Consider the following 21,161-nt stretch of genomic DNA (forward strand, 5'->3'; position numbering starts at 1 on the left):
CGGATGCGCCCAGAAGCGCAGGCCGGTCACCTTCCGGTGTCGCAGTCGCCGGCGGTGCATCTGCCGGTCCTGTACACCCAGGTCCTTGAAGGCCTGAGGGTGATCGAAAACGGACGTTATCTGGATGGCACGTTCGGTCGTGGCGGTCATGCACGTGGCGTGCTCACCCAGCTCGGTCCCGAGGGGCGCCTGCTGGTCATGGACAAGGATCCGGAAGCCATCGCCGTTGCCGAGCGTGATTTCGCGCCGGACCCGCGCGTGTCCATCTTCCGTGGCAGCTTCGCCCAGCTGCTGCAGTGGGATGCGACGGCCGAAGGCCTGGACGGCGTGCTGTTCGACCTTGGCGTGTCGTCGCCGCAGCTGGACGTGGCCGAACGTGGCTTCAGCTTCGGCAAGGACGGCCCGCTGGACATGCGCATGGACCCGGACAGCGGCGAAAGCGCCGCGCAGTGGATCAACCGCGTCGAAGACCGCGAGATTGCCGACGTGCTGTGGACCTACGGCGAAGAGCGCCAGAGCCGCCGTATCGCCCGTGCCATCGTGGCGCGTCGCGAGAAGCAGCGGTTCACCCGTACCGCAGAACTGGCCGAGCTGATCGCCTCGGTGATGCCGCGTGGCAAGGACAAGATCCATCCGGCCACGCGCAGCTTCCAGGCCATCCGCATCCACATCAACCGCGAGCTGGCCGATCTGGAAGCCGGCCTCGATGCGGCGGTGGAGCGGCTCAAGCCCGGTGGTCGCCTGGCGGTGATCAGCTTCCACTCGCTGGAAGACCGCATCGTCAAGCAGTACATGAACCGCCTGGCCAAGGCACCGCCGGCCAACCGCCGCTTGCCCGAGGCGGAGGTGTTCGTACCGACCCTGGATCTGATCGGCGGTGCCATCAAGGCCACCGACGAAGAACTGGCGGCCAACCCGCGTGCCCGCAGCGCCGTGCTGCGCGTGGCCCAGAAGCGGGAGGCCGATGCATGAGCCGGCTGCTGCTGATCATCCTGTTGGCCTCGACCGTGGCCTCGGCGATCGGCGTCGTGTTCGTGCGTCACCGTCACCGGCAGACGTTCATCGAGCTGTCGCGCGCCGAGCGCAAGCGCGATGACATCAATCTGGAATTCGGCCGCCTGCAGCTGGAGCAGGCAACGCTGGCCGAAGCCAACCGTGTCGATCGCATTGCCCGCGAGAAGCTCGGCATGAAGTTCCCAGAGGCCGCCGACATCGTGGTGGTGCGCCCATGAGCAAGACCGGTCGCAACCGCCCGCGCAACGCCTTCAACCTGCGCCAGCGCCTGCGCTGGGTTGCCCTGGCGCTTGGCCTGTGCTCGGTGTCGCTGGTGGGCCGTGCGGCCTACGTGCAGATCATCAACAGCGATTTCTACCAGCGCCAGGGCGAGGCCCGCTACCTGCGCGAGCTGCCGATCAAGACCTCGCGCGGCATGATCACCGACCGCAACGGCGAGCCGTTGGCGGTGTCGACCCCGGTCGCCTCGATCTGGGTCAATCCGCAGGACCTGCTGCGTTCGCCCGAGCGCATTCCCGAGCTGGCGCAGGCAGTCGGCATGTCGGTGGATGAGCTGAGCAGTCGCCTGTCTCAGAAGTCGGACAAGGAATTCATGTATCTGCGTCGCCGGATCAATCCGGACGAGGCAGAGAAGGTGGTCGCGCTGAAGATTCCGGGCGTGGCCGCGCAGCGCGAGTTCCGTCGCTTCTACCCGCAGGGTGAGGCGATGGCACACGTGCTGGGCTTCACCAACATCGACGACCGCGGCCAGGAAGGCCTGGAACTGGCGTTCGACGAATGGCTGCGTGGAAAGGCCGGCGCCAAGCGGGTGATCCGCAACCGCAAGGGCGAGACCGTCGAAAGCGATCTGCTGCGCGCCGCCGAACCGGGCAAGGACCTGACCCTCAGCATCGACCGCCGCATCCAGTACCTGGCGTTCAAGGAACTGCGCAACGCACTGGTGGCCAACAAGGCGGCCGGCGGTTCGATGGTGATCATGGACGTGACCACCGGCGAGATCCTGGCGATGGTCAACCTACCGACCTACAACCCGAATTCGGTGGGCGGCGCGGCCCCGGATACCCGCCGCAACCGCGCGGTGACCGACCTGGTCGAGCCGGGTTCGACGATGAAGCCGCTGACCATCGCCACCGCGCTGCAGTCCGGCGCGGTGACCAAGGACACCGTCATCGACACCAATCCGGGCTACATGCAGGTGGCCCGCTTCACCATCCGCGACGTGCCGCGCAACAATGGCGTGCTGAACGTGACCGGTGTGATCACCCGCAGTTCCAATATCGGCGCGGCCAAGGTGGCGGCGAAGATGCCGGACCAGGTGTTCTATGACGGCGTGCGCCGCTTCGGCTATGGCTCGGTGCCGCACAGCGGCTTCCCGGGTGAATCCGGTGGCGTGGTGCGACGCCCGGCCAACTGGGATGGCGCCACCAAGACCACCATGTCCTACGGCTACGGCCTGAACGTGACGCCGCTGCAGATCGCCACCGCCTATTCGGCGTTGGCCAATGGCGGCAAGCTGATCGCGCCGACCTTCGTCAAAGGCCAGCGCAATGAAGCTCATCAGATCATCGATGAGAGCGTCGCCAGGCAGGTGGTGGCGATGATGGAAACGGTGGTCACCCAGGGCGGCGCCAAGCAGGCGGCGGTGCTGGGCTACCGCGTGGCCGGCAAGACCGGTACCGCGCGTAAGACCGGTCCCGGCGGTTACGAGCGCGGCCATTACAACGCGCTGTTCGCCGGCGTGGTGCCGGCCACCAATCCGCGTTTTGCCACCGTCATCGTCATCAATGACCCGCAGGCCGGCAAGTTCTACGGTGGCCTGGTGTCGGCGCCGGTCTACCACAACGTGATGGAAGGCACTCTGCGCCTGATGGACGTGCCGCTGGACGACCTGCAGTCGTGGCTGGCCGCACAGCAGTCCGGCAAGGTCGGCCATTCGGCCTCGATCCTGCCGGCGCCACCGGCCGAGGCCGCGCTGCCGGTCGATGCCGCCGCTGAATTCGATGCTGCGCTGCCCAGCGCGCATGCCCAGACGCCGCCCGCTACGGGAGGCACGCAATGAGTCCTTCGATGTTGCTTTCGCAGTTGCTTCCGGACGTTGCTCTTGCAGGGCACGACCCCGTTCTGACCGGCCTGGTGCTGGACAGCCGCGCCGTGCGGCCCGGCAATGCCTTCGTCGCCATCGCCGGTTTCGGCGCGCATGGCCTGGGGTTTGTCGAGCAGGCCCGTGCGGCCGGCGCCGGCGCCATCCTGTTCGAGCCGCCGGCACCTGCCGAGCTGCCGGCACCGGCCGATGCGATCGCGGTGCCTGGCCTGCGCGCACGCATGGGCGCGATGGCCGACCAGTTCCATGGCGCACCGTCGCGGGCAATGGCGATGGTGGGCGTGACCGGCACCAACGGCAAGACCTCCACCGTGCAGCTGCTGGCTCAGGCCTGGCACCTGCTCGGAACGCCCAGTGGCAGTATCGGCACGTTGGGCGCCGGACTTTATGGTGCGGTTGAACCGACCGGTTTCACCACGCCGCTGGTGCTGCAGATGCATGCGCTGCTGGCGCAGCTGCGCGACGCCGGCGCGCGCGCGGTGGCGATGGAAGTCAGCTCGCACGCGCTGGACCAGGGCCGCGTGGATGCGGTGCACTACGACGTGGCGGTGTTCACCAACCTCACCCGCGATCACCTGGACTACCACGGCGACATGGCCAGCTACGGTGCGGCCAAGGCGCGCCTGTTCCATCGTCCGGGCCTGAAGGCCGCGGTGATCAACCTGGACGATGCGTTCGGTCGCCAGCTGTTCGCCGGCCTGCCGGCGGGCGTGCAGCCGATCGGCCTGAGCTCGCGCGGTGCCACCGACGCCAGCGTGCGCGCCGAAGCGCTGCAGCTGGACGGCCGTGGCATCGCCTTCGAACTGGTCATCGACGGCCAGCGCGCGGCGGTGCAGTCGCCGCTGCTGGGCCGCTTCAACGTGGACAACCTGCTGGCCGTGGCCGGCACCCTGCATGCGCAGGGCCAGCCGCTTGCGCGCATTGCCGAGGTGCTGTCGGCGCTGCAGCCGATCCGCGGCCGCATGAACCGCCTCGGTGGCGAAGAGGGCCTGCCGACCGTGGTGGTGGATTACGCGCACACCCCGGACGCACTGGAACAGGCGCTGGACAGCCTGCACGGCCACCTTCAGGGCACGCTGTTCTGCGTGTTCGGCTGCGGTGGCGAGCGCGATACCGGCAAGCGTCCGCAGATGGCCGCGATTGCCGAGCGCTTGGCCAACCAGGTCATCGTCACCGACGACAACCCGCGTGGCGAAGATGGCGACGTGATCGTGGCCGACATCCTGGCCGGCTTCACCGATGCCTCCGCCGTGACCGTGCAGCGCAGCCGCGCGCGCGCGATCGGCCTGGCGGTGAAGCGCGCCAATGCAGGCGACATCATCCTGATCGCCGGCAAGGGCCACGAGCCGTACCAGGAAGTGAATGGCGTGCGCCATGACTTCGATGACACCGAAGTGGCTGCCGCTGCGTTGGCCGCCAAGGTCGGCGTGCTGAGATCGCAGGCCGGGGAGGGCATCGCATGAAGCGCACCCTGCTTTCGCTGATCGCACACTGGGCCGGCGGCGAGATCCACGGCGACGACGTGGCCATCGACGCGATCAGCAACGACACCCGCAGCCTCGGCCCGGGCAGCCTGTACGTGGCGCTGCGTGGCGAGCGTTTCGACGGCCATGACTTCGCCGCCGACGCACTGGCACGCGGTGCCAGCGCGCTGCTGGTCGAGCGCCTGCTGCCGATCGAACTGCCGCAGGTGCTGGTGGCCGACAGCGAGCTGGCGCTGGCGAAGATCGCCACCGGCATGCAGCGTGACCGTGATACCGAGGTGTTCGCGATCACCGGCAGCAACGGCAAGACCAGCGTGAAGAGCCTGCTGCTGGCAATCCTGCAGCAGGTGGCCCGCCACGCGCACAAGGTGGTCTACGCCAATCCGGGCAACCGCAACAACGAAATCGGCCTGCCGCTGGCAGTGATTGATGCACCGGAAGATGCTGACTACGCGGTCTACGAGATGGGTGCCGGCAAGCCGGGTGACATCGCCTACCTGACCGACATCGCCCGTCCGCGCTATGCGCTGGTCAACAACATCGCCCCGGCGCACCTGGAGCGGATGGGCAGCCTGCTCGGCGTCGCCGTCACCAAGGGCGCGATCTACGCCGCGCTGCCGGCTGACGGCGTGGCCGTGATCAACGTCGACGATGCCTACGGTCGCTGGTTCGAACAGCACTTCGTCGGTACCCCGGCGCGCTGCAGTGTGCTGCGCTATGGGCTGGAACATACCGCCGATGTCACTGCGCGTGATATCCGCGCCGGTGCGCAGGGCAGCCAGTTCACCCTGGTGTCGCCGATGGGCGAAGCCCGCGTGGTGCTGGGTCTGCCGGGCCGCCACAACGTCAGCAACGCGCTGGCCGCGGCCAGCCTGGCACTGGCCGCCGGTATCGAGCTGGCGCTGGTTGCAGCTGGCCTGGCCGATGCGCAGCCGGTGCCGGGCCGCCAGATTGCCCATCAGCTGCGCAACGGTGCGGTGCTGGTGGACGACAGCTACAACGCCAACCCGGGTTCGCTGGCTGCGGCCATCGATGCCCTGGCTGCTGCTCCGGAAGAAGGCTGGCTGGTGCTTGGCGACATGCGCGAGCTGGGCCCGGATGCCGAAGCGCTGCATGCGCAGGCCGGCCTGCGCGCCCGCGCGGCTGGCCTGAAGCGCCTGTATGCGCTGGGTCCGCTCAGCGCCGCCGCCGCCACCGCCTTCGGCGAAGGCGGCCGTCATTTCGCCACCCATGACGCGCTGTCGCAGGCGCTGAAGGACGAGCTGCACGCTGGCGTGCGCTGCCTGGTCAAGGGTTCCCGTGGCAGCGCCATGGACACGATTGTCAAAGCGCTGCTGGCGCAAGGAGAGGAATCCCCGCATGTTGTATGAACTGGCTCGATGGTTGCAGCAGTTGGAGAGCCTGTTCGGGCTGTTCAACTACCAGACGTTCCGCGCCATCCTTGCCGCGTTGACGGCCCTGTTCCTGTCGCTGTGGCTCGGCCCGGCGATGATCCGCAAGCTTGCCCAGTTCAAGGGCGGCCAGCCGATCCGCAAGGACGGTCCGCAGACCCATTTCTCCAAGGCCGGTACGCCGACCATGGGAGGTTCGCTGATCCTGCTCACCATCACCCTGTCGGTGCTGATGTGGGCCGACCTGCGCAACCGTTACGTGTGGCTGGTGTTGGCGGTCATGCTCTGCTTCGGCGCCATCGGCTGGTACGACGACTGGATCAAGATCGTCCGCCGCGATCCGAACGGCCTGAAGTCGCGCTGGAAGTACCTGCTGCAGTCGATCTTCGGCCTGGCTGCGGGCCTGTTCCTGTTCTATACGGCCGATGTGCCGGCCGCACTGACCTTCTACATCCCGATGTTCAAGTCGGTGGCGCTGCCGCTGGCCGGCATCGGCTTCGTGACCATCGCCTACTTCTGGATCGTCGGCTTCTCCAATGCGGTGAACCTGACCGACGGCCTGGACGGCCTGGCGATCATGCCGACGGTGCTGGTTGCCTGCGCGCTGGGCGTGTTCGCCTATGCCTCGGGCAACGTGGTGTTTGCCAACTACCTGCAGATCCCGCAGATCCCGGGCGCCGGCGAGCTGGTCATCATTTGTGCGGCCATCGCCGGCGCAGGCCTGGGCTTCCTCTGGTTCAACACCTACCCGGCCATGGTCTTCATGGGCGACATCGGCGCGCTGGCGCTGGGTGCCGTGCTGGGCACGATCGCGGTGATCACCCGCCAGGAGCTGGTGCTGGTGATCATGGGCGGCGTGTTCGTCATCGAAACGCTGTCGGTGATGATCCAGGTCGCCTCGTTCAAGCTGACCGGCAAGCGCGTGTTCCGCATGGCGCCGATCCATCACCACTTCGAACTGAAGGGCTGGCCCGAGCCGCGCGTGATCGTGCGCTTCTGGATCATCTCCGTCGTGCTCGTGCTGATTGGCCTGGCCACGTTGAAGGTGCGCTGAGATGAACGACCTGTCCCGCCAGGCAACACGCCTTGAAGCCATCGAAGGCAGCTACGACAAGTGGCTGCTGGGCGCGATCATCGCGCTCACGGGCATCGGCGTGGTGATGGTGGCGTCCAGCTCGATCGCTCTGATGAGCAGCCCGTTCTACTACCTCAACCGACACCTGATCTTCCTGGCGGTGGGCATCGTGCTGGCGGTCGTTGCCGCCCGCACCGAGCTGAAGTCCATCGAGCAGTACAACCAGATGCTGCTGCTGGGCTGCTTCGTGCTGCTGCTGGCGGTGTTCGCGCCGGGCCTGGGCAGCACCGTCAACGGCGCGCGCCGCTGGATCAACCTGGGCATCTCCAAGTTCCAGACGGTGGAAGCGGTGAAGGTGCTCTACATCGTCTGGCTGTCCAGCTACCTGGTGCGCTTCCGCGACGAGGTCAACGCGACCTGGCCGGCGATGCTCAAGCCGCTGGGCGTGGCCGGTGCGCTGGTGCTGTTGCTGCTGCTGCAGCCGGACTTCGGTTCGTCCACCCTGCTGCTGGCGATCACCGCCGGCATGCTGGTGCTGGGCGGGGTGAACATGCCGCGCATGTCGATGCCGGTGATCATCGGCCTGGTCGGCATGAGCGCGCTGGCGATCATCGAGCCTTACCGCATGCGCCGCATCACCTCCTTCCTGGACCCGTGGGCCGACCAGCAGGGCGACGGCTACCAGCTGTCCAACGCGCTGATGGCGGTGGGCCGCGGCGAGTGGACCGGCGTTGGCCTGGGCAACTCGGTGCAGAAGCTGTACTACCTGCCGGAAGCACATACCGACTTCATCTTCTCGGTCACCGCCGAGGAGTTCGGCTTCCTGGGCACCTGCGTGATCGTGGCCCTGTACGCGCTGCTGGTCGGCCGCACCTTCTGGCTGGGCATGCGCTGCGTGGAAATGAAGCGCCACTTCTCCGGCTACATCGCCTTCGGCATCGGCCTGTGGATCAGCATGCAGACCTTCGTCTCGATCGGCGTGAACCTGGGCATCCTGCCGACCAAGGGCCTGACCCTGCCGCTGATCTCCTCCGGTGGTTCGTCGGTGCTGATGACCTGCGTGGCGATGGGCCTGCTGCTGCGCGTGTCCTATGAACTCAAGCGTGCCGAGCGTCGCCAGGCCGTGCGTATCGGCGGTGGCGACGAGGCCGTGGCCGATGCACCCGTGGACGCGCCGGCCGCACCGGCTGCGGCCAGCGTGCCGATGAGCGCCGAACCGGTGGCCGCCGCTGCCGGGCCGGCCGCCGCACGTGGCACCAGCCGCCTGCAGTCGCGCATCGAACCGACCTTCGGGAGGCTGTCATGAGCGCAGCCACCAACACTGCACGGCCGGTGATGATCCTGGCCGGTGGCACCGGCGGTCACATCTTCCCCGGCCTTGCCGTGGCCCGCGTGCTGCGCGAGCGTGGCGTGCCCGTCACCTGGATGGGCGCCGATGGTGCGATGGAAACCCGTCTGGTGCCGCAGCACGACATTCCGATCGACACCCTGGCCATCACCGGCCTGCGCGGCAAGGGCAAACTGGCCCTGCTTGGTGCACCGTGGCGGTTGATGCGCGCGCTGCGCGCCGCCGGCATGATCATCCGCAAGCGCCAGCCTCGCGCGGTGGTCGCCTTCGGTGGCTTTGCCTCCGGGCCGGGCGGCATGGCCACGCGCCTGCATGGGCTGCCGTTGATCGTGCATGAGCAGAACCGTGCGCCGGGCCTGACCAACCGCATCCTGTCGCGTTATGCGCGCCGCCTGCTGACCGGTTTCCCGGGCACCTTCGCCAAGCGCGAGGAGTTCGTCGGCAACCCGGTGCGTGCCGAAATCGCCGCCATCGCACCGCCGGAACAGCGCTTCGCCGACCGTCATGGCCCGCTGCGCGTGCTGGTGGTCGGTGGCAGCCAGGGCGCGCGGGCACTCAACAACGGCGTGCCGCAGGCGATCGCCGCGCTGGGCGCCGGGGTGCCGCTGCAGGTGCGCCACCAGAGTGGCGAGAAGATGCATGCCGAAGCGGTCGAGGCGTATGCCAAGGCCGGCGTGCAGGCTGACATCACCCCGTTCATTGCCGACATGGCCGAGGCCTTTGCCTGGGCCGACCTGGTGGTGTGCCGCGCGGGCGCTTCGACGCTGGCCGAGCTGTGCGCGGTGGGTGTCGGCAGCGTGCTGGTGCCATTCCCCGCTGCCGTCGACGATCACCAGACCCGCAATGCGGAGTACCTGGTCGAGCGCGGCGCGGCGGTTTTGCTGAAGCAGGACGGAACGCTGGCTGACGGCATTGCCGCACTGCTGCGTGATCTGTCCGAAAATCCCGCCCGCCGCATGCAGATGGCGCAAGCCGCGCGTGCCCTGGCAAAGGTCGATGCCGCCGAGCGCATCGCCGATATCATTCTTGAGGAAGCTGTATGAAGAAGGCATGCCACCGCGCCTGCCCTGCGCGAGGCCGCGCATGATCCGTCGCCTGCACGACACCAACGACCTGGTGCGCGCGTTCCCGCGCGTGCATTTCGTCGGCATCGGCGGCACCGGCATGAGCGGTATCGCCGAAGTGATGCTGACGCTGGGCTATGAGGTGTCCGGTTCGGACAACGCCGACAACGTGGCGACCCGTCGCCTGGCCAGCCTGGGTGCGCGCATCATGCGCGGCCACTCCGCAGCCAACGTGCTGGGCACCGACTGCGTGGTGGTCTCCAGTGCCATCCGCGAAGACAATCCGGAACTGATGGAAGCGCGCAGCCAGCGTATTCCGATCATGCCGCGTGCGGCGATGCTGGCCGAGCTGATGCGCTTCCGCCGCGGCATCGCGGTGGCCGGTACCCACGGCAAGACCACCACCACCAGCCTCACCGCTGCGGTGCTGAGCGAAGGTGGCCTGGACCCGACGTTCGTGATCGGTGGCCAGCTGCTGGCTGCCGGTGCCAACGCCAAGCTGGGCGGTGGACAGTGGCTGGTGGCCGAGGCCGACGAAAGCGATGGCAGCTTCCTGCGCCTGAATCCGCTGATGTCGATCATCACCAACATTGATGCCGACCACCTGGAGAACTACGGCAACGACTTCGCGCGGGTGCAGGCGGCGTTCGCCGAGTTCCTGCAGCGCCTGCCGTTCTACGGCCTGGCGGTGCTGTGCATCGATGATCCCGAAGTGGCTGCGCTGGCCGCCAAGACCCCGCGCCACGTGATGAGCTACGGCATGAGCCCGCAGGCCGACGTACGTGCCGAGAACGTGGTGCAGGAAGGCTCGCGCATGCGCTTCACCCTGCGCCTGCCGCAGGGCACCAGCCAGGAAGTGGTGCTGGCGCTGCCCGGCAAGCACAACGTACTCAACGCGCTGGCCGCCGCTGCGGTGGGCTGGCAGCTGGGCGTTGCGCCGGACGCGATCGCGCGTGCGCTGGAAGGTTTCGCCGGTGTTGGCCGTCGCTTCAACGATCTGGGCGAAGTGACCACCGCCAGCGGCGCCAAGGTCCGCATCATCGACGACTACGGTCATCACCCGAGCGAGCTGGAGGCGGTGTTCGCCGCCGCCCGTGGTGGCTGGGCTGACAAGCGCCTGGTGGTGGCCTTCCAGCCGCACCGCTACAGCCGTACCCGCGACCAGTTCGACAAGTTCGCCGCGGTGCTGTCCAGCGTCGATGCACTGGTGCTGAGCGAGGTCTACCCGGCCGGCGAGGAACCCATTGCCGGTGCCGATTCGCATGCGCTGGCCCGCGCCATACGTGCGCGTGGCCGCAGCGAGCCGGTGGTGGTGGGCAAGGCCGCCGAGCTGGCCAGCGTGCTGCCCGATGTGCTGCAGGACGGTGATCTGCTGCTGATGATGGGCGCCGGCGACATCGGTGCCGTGGCCACCCACATCGCGGTGGAAGGCTTCAAGGGGGAGGGCGAGGCGTGAGCGCGCTGACCTTCCCGCCGCTGCGAGTGACCGACCCGGCCGTGTTCGGCCGCGTCGCCGTGCTGCTGGGCGGCAGCTCCAGCGAACGCGAGGTGTCGCTGGACTCCGGCCGCAACGTGCTTGAAGCCCTGCAGTCGCGTGGCGTCGATGCGTTCGCGGTGGATGGCATTCCGGCGCTGGCCAAGGCGCTCGCCGCCGGTGGCATCGATCGCGTGTTCAACATCCTGCACGGCCACAACGGTGGCGGTGAGGACGGCATCGTGCAGGGCCTGATGGACGCCTTCGGCGTGCCGTACACCGGCTCGAACGTGCTGGGCTCGGCGCTGAGCATGGACAAGATCCGCACCAAGCAGGTGTGGCTGTCGCTGGGCCTGCCGACCCCGCAGTACCGGAAGGTCGACGCGACCACGGTGCATGCACTGGCCGCCGAACTGGGCCTGCCGGTGGTGGTCAAGCCGGCCAACGAAGGCTCCAGCGTGGGCATCAGCCGGGTCACCGATGACGCCGGCCTGGACGAAGCGGTGGCCCTGGCCGCGCGCTACGACGGCCAGCTGCTGATGGAACAGATGGTGGTGGGCGACGAACTGACCGTGGCCATCCTCGGCGATGTCGCGCTGCCGTCGATCCGCATCGTGCCCAAGGGCCAGTGGTACGACTACAACGCCAAGTACATCGCCGAAGACACCCAGTACCTGTGCCCGGGCCTGGACGGTGATGCCGAAGATGAAATCCGCCGCATTGCGCTGGCTGCATTCCGTGCTGCCGGCTGCCGTGGCTGGGGCCGCGTGGACGTGATGCGCGACCGCGACAGCGGCCGCTTCTTCCTGCTGGAAGTGAACACCGCGCCGGGCATGACCAGCCATTCGCTGGTGCCCAAGGCCGCACGCCAGGCCGGCATCGGTTTCGAGGAACTGGTGTGGCGCGTGCTGGAACAGACTCTGGAGGCATCGCACGCATGAACGCGCTGCTGCGCATCTTCGTCTGGCTGTTGGCCCTGTCGGTGGTTGCACTGCCGGTGGTGGCCGTGGTCAATGGCTGGGTCGGCGCCGAGCGCTGGCCGCTGGCGAAGCTGCGCGTGCACGGTGAGTTCAAGCGGGTGCCGGCCGAGCAGTTGCAGCAGGTGCTGATGCCGTATGCGCGCTCCGGTTTCTTCGCAGTCAAGCTTCAGGACGCGCAGGACGCGCTGGAAAAGCTGCCGTGGGTGGAGAGCGCGCGGGTGCGCAAGCAGTGGCCGGACGTGCTGGAAGTGACCCTGGTCGAGCACAAGCCGTTCGCGCGCTGGGGCAACGACCGCCTGGTTTCCGAGCAGGGCAAGCTGTTCCCGACGCCGAAGAAGCTGGCCGACCTGGCGCTGCCCGAACTGGACGGCCCGGACAGCCAGACCGAAGAAGTGATGAAGCTGTACAGCGACTCGCGTGCATTGTTCGCACCGGCCGGCGTGGACGTGCGCCGGGTGACGATGGATGCGCGCGGCAGCTGGTCGCTGGTGCTCAGCAATGGCACCGAAGTGGTGGTCGGCCGCGATGACGCGCGCTCGCGCATGCAGCGCTTCGTCAAGGTGCTGCCGCAGCTCAACCGTCAGGACGCGCCGATCGAGCGCGCCGACCTCCGTTACACCAATGGTTTCACGCTGAGCTGGGGTACCCCGGCCACGTCGGCGAAAACGCCGGCGACCCCGGCCAGAAGCACGCAGGAAAGAACATGAATCGCAAGGGTGACAAATCGCTGATCGTTGGCCTGGACATCGGCACCTCCAAGGTGGTGGCGCTGGTGGGCGAGTACTCGCCGGGCAATCCGATCGAAGTGATCGGCATCGGCTCGCATGAATCGCGTGGGCTCAAGCGCGGCGTGGTGGTGGACATCGAATCGACCGTGCAGTCGATCCAGCGCGCGGTGGAAGAAGCCGAGCTGATGGCCGGCTGCGAGATCCGCTCGGTGTATGCCTCGATCTCCGGCAACCACGTGCAGTGCAAGAACTCGCCCGGCATCGTGCCGATCCGCGACGGCGAAGTGACCTGGGGCGACCTGGATCGCGTGCTCGATGCGGCCAAGGCGGTGGCGATCCCGGCCGACCAGAAGATCCTGCACGCGATTCCGCGCGAGTACGTGCTGGACGATTCGCAGGAAGGCATCCGCAACCCGGTCGGCATGACCGGTGTGCGCCTGGAAGTGCATGCACACCTGGTGGTGTGCGCGCAGTCGGCCGCGGCCAACATCAGCAAGTGCGTGCAGCGCTGCGGCCTGCAGGTGGACGACCTGGTGCTGTCCTCGCTGGCCTCCAGCGTGGCGGTGCTGACCGCCGACGAGCGCGAGCTGGGCGTGGTGCTGGTCGACATGGGCGCCGGCACCACCGACATCGCGGTGTTCGTGCAGGGTGCGATCTGCCACACCGCCTCGCTGCCGATCGCCGGCGACCACGTCACCAACGACATCGCGCACATGCTGCGCACGCCGACCCCGGAAGCCGAGCAGATCAAGGTGCGCTACGCCTGCGCCCTGGCCCAGCTGGCGACTGCCGAGGAGAGCATCCAGGTACCGTCGGTGGGCGATCGTCCGCCGCGTCGCATGCCGCGCCACTCGCTGGCGCAGGCGGTGCAGGGCCGCTACGAGGAAATCTTCGAGATGGTTCAGGCCGAACTGCGGCGCTCTGGCTTCGAGGAACTGGTGCGCGCCGGCATGGTGCTGACTGGTGGTGCTTCGAAGATGGAGGGCGTGGTGGAGCTGGCCGAGGAAATGCTGCAGATGCCGGTGCGCGTGGGCATCCCGCAGCACGTCACCGGCCTGGGTGAAGTGGTCGGCAACCCGGTACACGCCACCGGCGTGGGCCTGCTGCTGATGGGCAGCCAGATCGAGCACCCGCGCCGGCCGTCGCTGCCGACCGGGCGCGCGGGAAGCATGTTCAAGAAACTCAAGACGTGGTTCCGCGGCGAGTTCTGACGCGGAACCGGTAAACCCCGGCATCGCCCGGGCGCAACACCCGCAGTACCCGCAACACAACGCAGCACCGGCAACACACAACCCACACAGCCGCAACGCCGGCATGCAGCAGGAAGGCAGGACGCCCGAATGCCCATGCCAGCCGAAGCGGATACAACGAGGACACGGACATGGCGCATTTTGAACTGATCGAAAAGATGGCACCCAATGCGGTGATCAAGGTGGTTGGCGTGGGCGGCGGCGGCGGCAATGCCGTGGCGCACATGGTCAACTCGGCGGTGGATGGCGTGGAGTTCATCACCGCCAACACCGACTCGCAGGCCATCAAGAATTGTGGTGCCAAGCTGCAGCTGCAGCTGGGTACCAACGTGACCAAGGGCCTGGGCGCAGGCGCGAACCCGGAAGTCGGCCGCCAGGCTGCTCTGGAAGATCGTGAGCGCATCATGGACGCGCTGCAGGGCGCGGACATGGTGTTCATCACCGCCGGCATGGGCGGCGGCACCGGCACCGGCGCTGCGCCGGTGGTGGCACAGCTGGCCAAGGAAATGGGCATCCTGACCGTGGCCGTGGTCACCAAGCCGTTCCCGTTCGAAGGGCGTCGCCGCATGCAGGTCGCGCTGAAGGGCATCGAAGAGCTGAGCCAGCACTGCGACTCGCTGATCACCATCCCGAACGAGAAGCTGATCACCGTGCTGGGTCGCAATGCGACCATGATCCAGGCCTTCCGTGCCGCCAACGACGTGCTGCAGGGCGCCGTGCAGGGCATCGCCGACCTGATCGTGCGTCCGGGCCTGATCAACGTCGACTTCGCCGACGTGCGCACCGTCATGTCCGAAATGGGCCTGGCAATGATGGGTACCGGCACCGCCCGCGGTGATGACCGCGCGCAGGCCGCTGCCGAATCGGCGATCCAGAACCCGCTGCTGGACGACGTGAACCTGGCCGGTGCCAACGGCATCCTGGTCAACATCACCGCCGGCGCCGACTTCACCATGGCCGAGTTCGACGAGATCGGCCGAACCATCGACGGCTTCGCTTCGGAAGATGCAACCGTGGTGGTGGGTACGGTGCTCGACCCGGACATGCAGGACGAAGTGCGCGTGACCGTGGTCGCCACCGGCCTGAACCGCGTCTCGGCCAGCAAGTCCCAGCGTCCGGGCGAGCGTGCGCCGATCAAGCTGGTCCGCAACGCCACCACCGGCCAGCCGGAGTTCGGCGAGTTCGACAATGGCGGCGACGCCGTGTCGAAGGCGGTGGGTGGCATGGGCCTGGGCCTGCGTCGTGCCAGCAGCGATACCGCGGCAGCCTCCGCTCCGTCGGCCCCGGCCGCTTCGGCCCCGGCGGCGGCGGAACTGCCGAACGATTACCTGGACATCCCGGCCTTCCTGCGCCGCCAGGCGGACTAAGCGGCCCGGCCCGGGGCTTGTCCTCCCCGGGTTGCGCCACCATGTCCTGAAAACGCGGGCGCCGGGCCAGGATGGGCCCGGCCGCCCTGCTTCACGCGCGTCCTACCGGCGCGCCGGTGTGTCCTGCCGGCGTTTCAGTCGGGGTAGGGGACCCTGCGTGTTAATCTAATGTGTCACTTCCGGTCCACCCCCATGATCCAGCAACGCACCCTCAAGAACACGATCCGCGCCACCGGCGTTGGCCTGCACAGCGGTGACAAGGTCTACATGACCCTGCGCCCGGCACCGGTCAACCATGGAATCGTGTTCCGCCGCGTGGACCTGGACCCGGTCGTGGAAGTGCCGGCCAAGGCCGAACTGGTCACCGAAGTGACCCTGTGCACCGGCCTGACCTGCAACGACGCCAAGATCCAGACCGTCGAACACCTGATGTCGGCGCTGGCCGGCCTGGGTGTGGACAACATCATCGTCGAACTGTCCTCGGCCGAGCTGCCGATCATGGACGGTTCGGCCGGTCCCTTCGTGTTCCTGTTGCAGTCGGCAGGCATCGTGGAACAGGGTGCGCCCAAGCGCTTCATCCGCGTGCTGAAGACGGTGGAAGTGACCGAAGGCGACAAGGTGGCCCGCTTCACCCCGTACGAGGGCTACAAGCTGGGCTTCACCATCCAGTTCGACCACCCGATGATCCCGGCCAAGCAGTCGCGCCAGGAAATCGAGTTCTCGACGCTGGCCTACACCAAGGAAATCTCCCGCGCGCGCACCTTCGGCTTCATGCGCGACCTGGAGTACATGCGCGAACGCAACCTGGGCCTGGGCGGTTCGATGGACAACGCCATCGTGCTGGACGAGTTCCGCGTGCTCAACGAAGACGGCCTGCGCTACGCCGACGAATTCGTGCGCCACAAGATCCTCGACGCGATCGGCGACCTCTATCTGGCCGGTGGCCAGGTGCTGGGCGCCTACGAGGGCTTCAAGTCCGGCCACGCGCTCAACAACAAGCTGGTGCGGGCGCTGATGGCCGACGCCACCGCCTGGGAATGGGTCAGTTTCGACTCCCCGGCCACCCCGGACCCGGTCGAGTATGCGACGCCGGCTTACGCCTGATCAGCATAGACTGTTGAATTCAAAGACAAAAACGCCGCCTTCGAGGGCGGCGTTGTCGTTTCAGGCGCCCGCCGCGCATTCAGCGCGCTTGAGGGGCGTCAAGGCCGGTTCGAGGTCACGGTTTTGTGAACCTGTTGGATCGGAAGCCTGAATTTAACGTAGTTTTAACAACAATCTAACGACAGGGCCCCGGATGGCAGCTAGGATGCGACCCGGCCCCCGAAATGTTTCACGCCGTGGTGACACGCGCGACGGGGAGCGGAGCCGGATGCTCCGTTGTCATCAGGACCGTTTCTTCGGCTTTGAAGGAACGTCCTGCAGGCAAGCCAAGGCGTCGCGTAGCCCTTTGTGCGTGGCGGCTGAAACTGCGTGGGGTCCATTCCGGTTGTCGAGCGCTGGGGAGCGCGTGGGAGTGGAGGACGCAGTCTTGATGGTCACCTTGGTGGCCTTCAGCCCGATGGAACGGGCCGCGTCGAGCAACTGGGCTTCGGCAAGCCGCAACTTGGCATGCCAGACCGGGGATTCGACGAGAAAAACGAGGTGTTCCCCGTCCACATTGGCCAGCCGGCAACGGCTGCGCAGAGGTGGCGGCAACTGGGGGCGCAACTGACGGTCCAGCGCGTCGAGCCACAAGGCACGCCGCAGCGGGTTCCCGCTTTTGTCAGCCATCACCGCATCCAGCGCCGGTTTGGGCTTGGAGGCGGGGCGAACGCTGGATTTCGGCTCAGACATGAAAACTCACTGATGGCATTCAAAAAGATCGTAATCAAAACGCGTGAAGGACAGGCCAAATCGTCGCCCATCGCGCGTTTGCGGTTCTATTTCGAGGACCGCCCCCGTGCCCTGCTGGGCAGCGTGCTCGGGGTAGGCTGCATTATCGGCCTTGCTGGCGGCATTGGCGCCAGCGCGCTGAATGATTCCCGGCTGCAGGCCAAGGTCGAGCGCCAGGACGCGGAGCTGGCCAAGGTCCGGCGCGACGCGCAGACCCAGGTCAACGCGCTGGCAGCCCGCCTTGGCGAGCTGCAGGCCCAGGCCACCCGCCTCAACGCCCTCGGCGAACGCCTGACCCAGATGGGCAAGCTGGAAGACGGCGAGTTCGACTTCAACGAGACCCCCGGCCTCGGTGACGGCGATGCTGGTGGCCCGACTACCGACATCCCGGTCAAGGACGTCAACGCCGACTTACAGGTGCTGGAGCAGCGCTTCGCTGCTTCAGGCCGCCAGCTGTCGGTGATGGAATCGCTGATGTTCGACCACCAGCTGCAGCAGAACGCCGTGCCGTCGCGCATGCCGATCCGCAACAGCTACGTGACCTCCGGCTTTGGCACCCGTGCCGACCCGTTCGGCCGCGGTGCGGCCACCCACAAGGGCATGGACTTCCACGCCAGGGTCGGTGACCCGGTGATGGCCGTGGCCGAAGGCGTGGTCAGCTTCTCCGGCGTGAAGGGCGGCTACGGCAACGTCGTCGACGTCGACCACGGCAATGGCTATGTCACCCGCTACGCGCACAATTCGCGCCTGGTGGTGAAGGTCGGCGACCTGGTCCGTGCCGGGCAGGAAGTGGCCAAGGCCGGTTCCACCGGCCGTTCGACCGGTGCCCACGTGCACTTCGAGGTGTGGGAGAACGGCAACGTGGTCAACCCGCGCAAGTTCCTCGGCGACGGCGGCAACACGCCGGTCGGCCGCATCAGCCGCGGCTGAACCCTGGTCTGGGGTCAGAGCCCATTCGCCATGGCGAATGGGATCCGACCCCGATCCCGCACGGGGTCGGATCCCTTCCGCAGCACGGAAGGGCTCTGACCCCATCGCCGAAGGGTTGAAACCTCAGCCGGCCGTCCCAAGCTACAATGGGTGTTGCCATCGACAGGGCGCCAGGCGCCCTGTTTCGTTTGCGACGGACGGATCCCAAGGGGGAGGCCGGGCGTCGTGTCCATCCAACCCGGTTCCTTCAATGATCAACAGCCTGCTTACCCGCGTATTTGGCAGTCGTAACGAACGACAGCTGCGCCAGCTCAACCGCATCGTCGCCAAGATCAATGCGCTGGAGCCGGAGATCGAGAAGCTTTCCGACGAGCAGCTTCAGGCCAAGACGCCGGAGTTCAAGCAGCGCATCGCCGATGGTGAAGCCCTGGACAAGGTGCTGCCGGAAGCGTTCGCGGTCTGCCGTGAAGCCGGCCGCCGCGTGCTGGGCATGCGCCACTACGACGTGCAGCTGATCGGCGGCATGGTGCTTCACCTGGGCAAGATCGCAGAAATGCGCACCGGTGAAGGCAAGACCCTGGTGGCAACCCTGCCGGTGTACCTCAACGCGCTGGAAGGCAAGGGCGTGCACGTGGTCACCGTGAACGACTACCTGGCCCGCCGCGACGCCGCGCAGATGGGCAAGCTGTACAACTGGCTGGGCCTGAGCGTGGGCGTGGTATACCCGGGCATGCCGCACAGCGACAAGCGCGAAGCCTACGCCTCGGACATCACCTACGGCACCAACAACGAATTCGGTTTCGACTACCTGCGCGACAACATGGCGCTGTCCAAGGCCGACCGCTACCAGCGCGGCCTGCACTACGCCATCGTCGACGAAGTCGACTCCATCCTGATCGACGAAGCGCGTACCCCGCTGATCATCTCCGGCCCGGCCGATGATTCCCCGGAGCTGTACATCCGCGTCAACCGCGTCGTGCCGAACCTGGTCAAGCAGGAAGTGGAAGACGGCGAAGGCGACTTCTGGGTCGACGAAAAGGGCAAGCAGGTGCACCTGTCCGAAGCAGGCATGGAGCACGCCGAGCAGCTGCTGGTCGAGGCCGGCATCCTCAATGCCGAGACCGAAGGCCTGTACGCGCCGCAGAACCTGACGGTGGTCCACCACCTCAACGCCGCGCTGCGCGCGCATGCGATCTACCAGCGTGACGTGGACTACATCGTGCGCGATGGCGAAGTGGTCATCGTCGATGAGTTCACCGGCCGCACCCTGTCCGGCCGTCGCTGGTCCGATGGCCTGCACCAGGCGGTGGAAGCGAAGGAAGGCGTGCCGGTCCAGCGCGAGAACCAGACGCTGGCCAGCATCACCTTCCAGAACCTGTTCCGCATGTACAAGAAGCTGTCCGGCATGACCGGTACGGCCGATACCGAAGCCTTCGAATTCCAGAGCATCTACGGCCTGGAAGTGGTGGTGATCCCGACCAACCGCCCGACCATCCGCAAGGACAGCCCGGACCAGGTGTTCCTCAACCGCAAGGGCAAGTTCAACGCGGTGCTGGCCGACATCGAAGAGTGCGCCAAGCGTGGCCAGCCGGTGCTGGTGGGTACCACCTCGATCGAAACCTCGGAAATGCTGTCCGAGCACCTGCGCAAGGCCGGCGTGAAGCACGAAGTGCTCAACGCCAAGCAGCATGACCGCGAAGCGACCATCGTCGCCAATGCCGGCCGCCCGGCCGCGGTCACCATCGCCACCAACATGGCCGGCCGTGGTACCGACATCGTGCTGGGTGGTTCCCTGGAAGCGGAGATCCATGAGCTGGGCGAGGACGCCACCGATGCGCAGAAGGCCGCGGTCAAGGCCGATTGGCAGCAGCGCCACGAAGCGGTGAAGGCTGCCGGCGGCCTGCACATCGTCGGCACCGAGCGCCACGAATCGCGCCGTATCGACAACCAGCTGCGTGGCCGTTCGGGCCGCCAGGGTGACCCGGGTTCGTCCCGCTTCTACCTGTCGCTGGAAGACAACCTGATGCGCATCTTCGCCTCCGACTGGGTGCAGAAGGCGATGCGCATGATGGGCATGAAGGAAGACGACGTCATCGAGGACCGCCTGGTCAGCCGCCAGATCGAGAAGGCGCAGCGCAAGGTCGAGGCCCACAACTTCGACATCCGCAAGAACCTGCTGGACTTCGACGACGTCAACAACGACCAGCGCAAGGTGATCTACGCCCAGCGCGACGAGCTGCTGGACGCCGAGTCGGTGAAGGACAACGTCGATGGCATCCGCGACGACGTGATCTTCGACATCGTCGCCCGCTTCGTGCCGCCGAACTCGATCGACGAGCAGTGGGACCTGCGTGGCCTGGAAGCGACCCTGGAGTCGGACTTCGGCCTGCAGATGTCGCTGACCGGTCTGGTCAAGGAACACGAGGAGCTGGACGCTGAAGCCATCGCCGCCAAGGTGCAGGAGCGCGTCAACCAGCACTTCGCCGAGAAGGAAGCCGGTGTTGGCGAAGAGACCATGCGCGCGCTGGAGAAGCACGTGATGCTGACCGTGCTGGACCAGAGCTGGAAGGAGCACCTGGCACGCATGGATTACCTGCGCCAGGGCATCTACCTGCGTGGTTATGCGCAGAAGCAGCCGAAGCAGGAGTACAAGAAGGAAGCCTTCGAGCTGTTCTCGGACATGCTGGAGAACGTCAAGCGCGAAGTGGTGACCCTGCTGTCGCGCGTGCGCATCCGCAGCGACGAGGAAGTGCAGGCACTGGAAGCGGCCGAGCGCCAGCAGGTCGAAGCCCGCCTGAGCCAGTCGCAGTTCCAGCACCAGGACGTTGGCAGCTACAGTGCCGACGAGGAAGCGGCGCAGGTGCAGGCCGCCCAGCAGGGCATCGCACAGGCGCAGCGTGACGAGCCGAAGATCGGCCGCAACGATCCATGCCCCTGCGGCAGTGGCAAGAAGTACAAGCACTGCCACGGCCAGCTGAGCTGACCCGAAGAGCCCCGCGAAAGCGGGGCTTTTCTTTCATGGCGGCTGTTTCGCGCGGCTGATCCGGCCAGATCCGAGATTGCGCGGCCCGCCCTGTTCT

16 protein-coding genes and 1 pseudogene are annotated in these 21,161 nt (G+C 66.9%); 16 read left to right on the forward strand and 1 reads right to left on the reverse strand.

Going from position 1 to position 21,161, the window contains the following annotated elements; all coding sequences use genetic code 11:
- Positions 1-3 precede the first annotated feature (3 nt).
- The 14 genes and pseudogenes from rsmH to lpxC all read left to right on the forward strand — a co-directional run bounded on the left by rsmH (position 4) and on the right by lpxC (position 16,380).
- Entirely contained in the window at positions 4-972 is a 969-nt protein-coding gene (gene rsmH / locus AC07M7_RS16265) for a 16S rRNA (cytosine(1402)-N(4))-methyltransferase RsmH (RefSeq protein ID WP_495207857.1), read from the forward strand.
- Positions 969-1,232: a cell division protein FtsL gene (ftsL, locus tag AC07M7_RS16270; RefSeq protein ID WP_005412242.1), complete on the forward strand. Its 264-nt coding sequence runs from the start codon at positions 969-971 to the stop codon at positions 1,230-1,232. The genes rsmH and ftsL overlap by 4 nt, the downstream gene beginning before the upstream one ends.
- Positions 1,229-3,073, forward strand: a complete 1,845-nt coding sequence (locus AC07M7_RS16275) for a peptidoglycan D,D-transpeptidase FtsI family protein (RefSeq protein ID WP_135272311.1) — start codon at positions 1,229-1,231, stop codon at positions 3,071-3,073. Before ftsL ends, AC07M7_RS16275 begins: the two co-directional genes overlap by 4 nt.
- On the forward strand, positions 3,070-4,578 hold the full coding sequence (locus AC07M7_RS16280; RefSeq protein WP_136638861.1) for a UDP-N-acetylmuramoyl-L-alanyl-D-glutamate--2,6-diaminopimelate ligase: 1,509 nt from the start codon (positions 3,070-3,072) through the stop codon (positions 4,576-4,578). Before AC07M7_RS16275 ends, AC07M7_RS16280 begins: the two co-directional genes overlap by 4 nt.
- Complete coding sequence (locus tag AC07M7_RS16285) at positions 4,575-5,969, forward strand: UDP-N-acetylmuramoyl-tripeptide--D-alanyl-D-alanine ligase (RefSeq protein WP_046982699.1); 1,395 nt, start codon at positions 4,575-4,577, stop codon at positions 5,967-5,969. Before AC07M7_RS16280 ends, AC07M7_RS16285 begins: the two co-directional genes overlap by 4 nt.
- Positions 5,959-7,044, forward strand: a complete 1,086-nt coding sequence (gene mraY, locus AC07M7_RS16290) for a phospho-N-acetylmuramoyl-pentapeptide-transferase (protein WP_004143659.1) — start codon at positions 5,959-5,961, stop codon at positions 7,042-7,044. The genes AC07M7_RS16285 and mraY overlap by 11 nt, the downstream gene beginning before the upstream one ends.
- Before the next feature lies 1 nt (position 7,045).
- The gene (gene ftsW / locus AC07M7_RS16295; RefSeq protein ID WP_004143661.1) at positions 7,046-8,371 is read left to right on the forward strand and encodes a putative lipid II flippase FtsW; all 1,326 of its coding nucleotides are present in this window, start codon (positions 7,046-7,048) and stop codon (positions 8,369-8,371) included.
- Positions 8,368-9,456, forward strand: a complete 1,089-nt coding sequence (gene murG / locus AC07M7_RS16300; protein WP_337302531.1) for an undecaprenyldiphospho-muramoylpentapeptide beta-N-acetylglucosaminyltransferase — start codon at positions 8,368-8,370, stop codon at positions 9,454-9,456. Before ftsW ends, murG begins: the two co-directional genes overlap by 4 nt.
- A 40-nt stretch (positions 9,457-9,496) precedes the next feature.
- Entirely contained in the window at positions 9,497-10,933 is a 1,437-nt protein-coding gene (murC, locus tag AC07M7_RS16305; RefSeq protein WP_012510048.1) for a UDP-N-acetylmuramate--L-alanine ligase, read from the forward strand.
- Positions 10,930-11,892 carry a D-alanine--D-alanine ligase gene (locus tag AC07M7_RS16310; RefSeq protein ID WP_253079112.1) on the forward strand — a complete coding sequence of 321 codons (963 nt, stop codon included), beginning with the start codon at positions 10,930-10,932 and terminating at the stop codon, positions 11,890-11,892. The genes murC and AC07M7_RS16310 overlap by 4 nt, the downstream gene beginning before the upstream one ends.
- A pseudogene (locus tag AC07M7_RS16315) lies at positions 11,889-12,566 on the forward strand (cell division protein FtsQ/DivIB); the annotation flags it as partial. The gene AC07M7_RS16310 and the pseudogene AC07M7_RS16315, both read left to right, overlap by 4 nt.
- A 68-nt stretch (positions 12,567-12,634) precedes the next feature.
- Positions 12,635-13,870, forward strand: coding sequence for a cell division protein FtsA (gene ftsA / locus AC07M7_RS16320; RefSeq protein ID WP_005408083.1), 1,236 nt, complete (start codon positions 12,635-12,637; stop codon positions 13,868-13,870).
- 170 nt (positions 13,871-14,040) lie between these two features.
- Positions 14,041-15,276, forward strand: a complete 1,236-nt coding sequence (gene ftsZ, locus AC07M7_RS16325) for a cell division protein FtsZ (protein ID WP_004143720.1) — start codon at positions 14,041-14,043, stop codon at positions 15,274-15,276.
- 192 nt (positions 15,277-15,468) lie between these two features.
- Entirely contained in the window at positions 15,469-16,380 is a 912-nt protein-coding gene (lpxC, locus tag AC07M7_RS16330) for a UDP-3-O-acyl-N-acetylglucosamine deacetylase (protein ID WP_046982702.1), read from the forward strand.
- A 282-nt stretch (positions 16,381-16,662) separates the two neighbouring features.
- Here lpxC and AC07M7_RS16335 read toward each other — a convergent pair whose 3' ends face one another.
- Positions 16,663-17,112: a DciA family protein gene (locus tag AC07M7_RS16335; protein WP_012510050.1), complete on the reverse strand. Its 450-nt coding sequence runs from the start codon at positions 17,110-17,112 to the stop codon at positions 16,663-16,665.
- A gap of 12 nt (positions 17,113-17,124) precedes the next feature.
- Between AC07M7_RS16335 and AC07M7_RS16340 the strand changes: the two genes are divergently transcribed.
- On the forward strand, positions 17,125-18,081 hold the full coding sequence (locus AC07M7_RS16340; protein WP_012510051.1) for a M23 family metallopeptidase: 957 nt from the start codon (positions 17,125-17,127) through the stop codon (positions 18,079-18,081).
- Positions 18,082-18,331: 250 nt separating this feature from the next.
- A complete protein-coding gene (gene secA / locus AC07M7_RS16345) occupies positions 18,332-21,064 on the forward strand; it encodes a preprotein translocase subunit SecA (RefSeq protein WP_136638864.1) in 2,733 nt (910 codons plus the stop codon).
- Positions 21,065-21,161: the final 97 nt, after the last annotated feature.

Source organism: Stenotrophomonas sp. GW821-FHT09E08 (assembly GCF_059416125.1).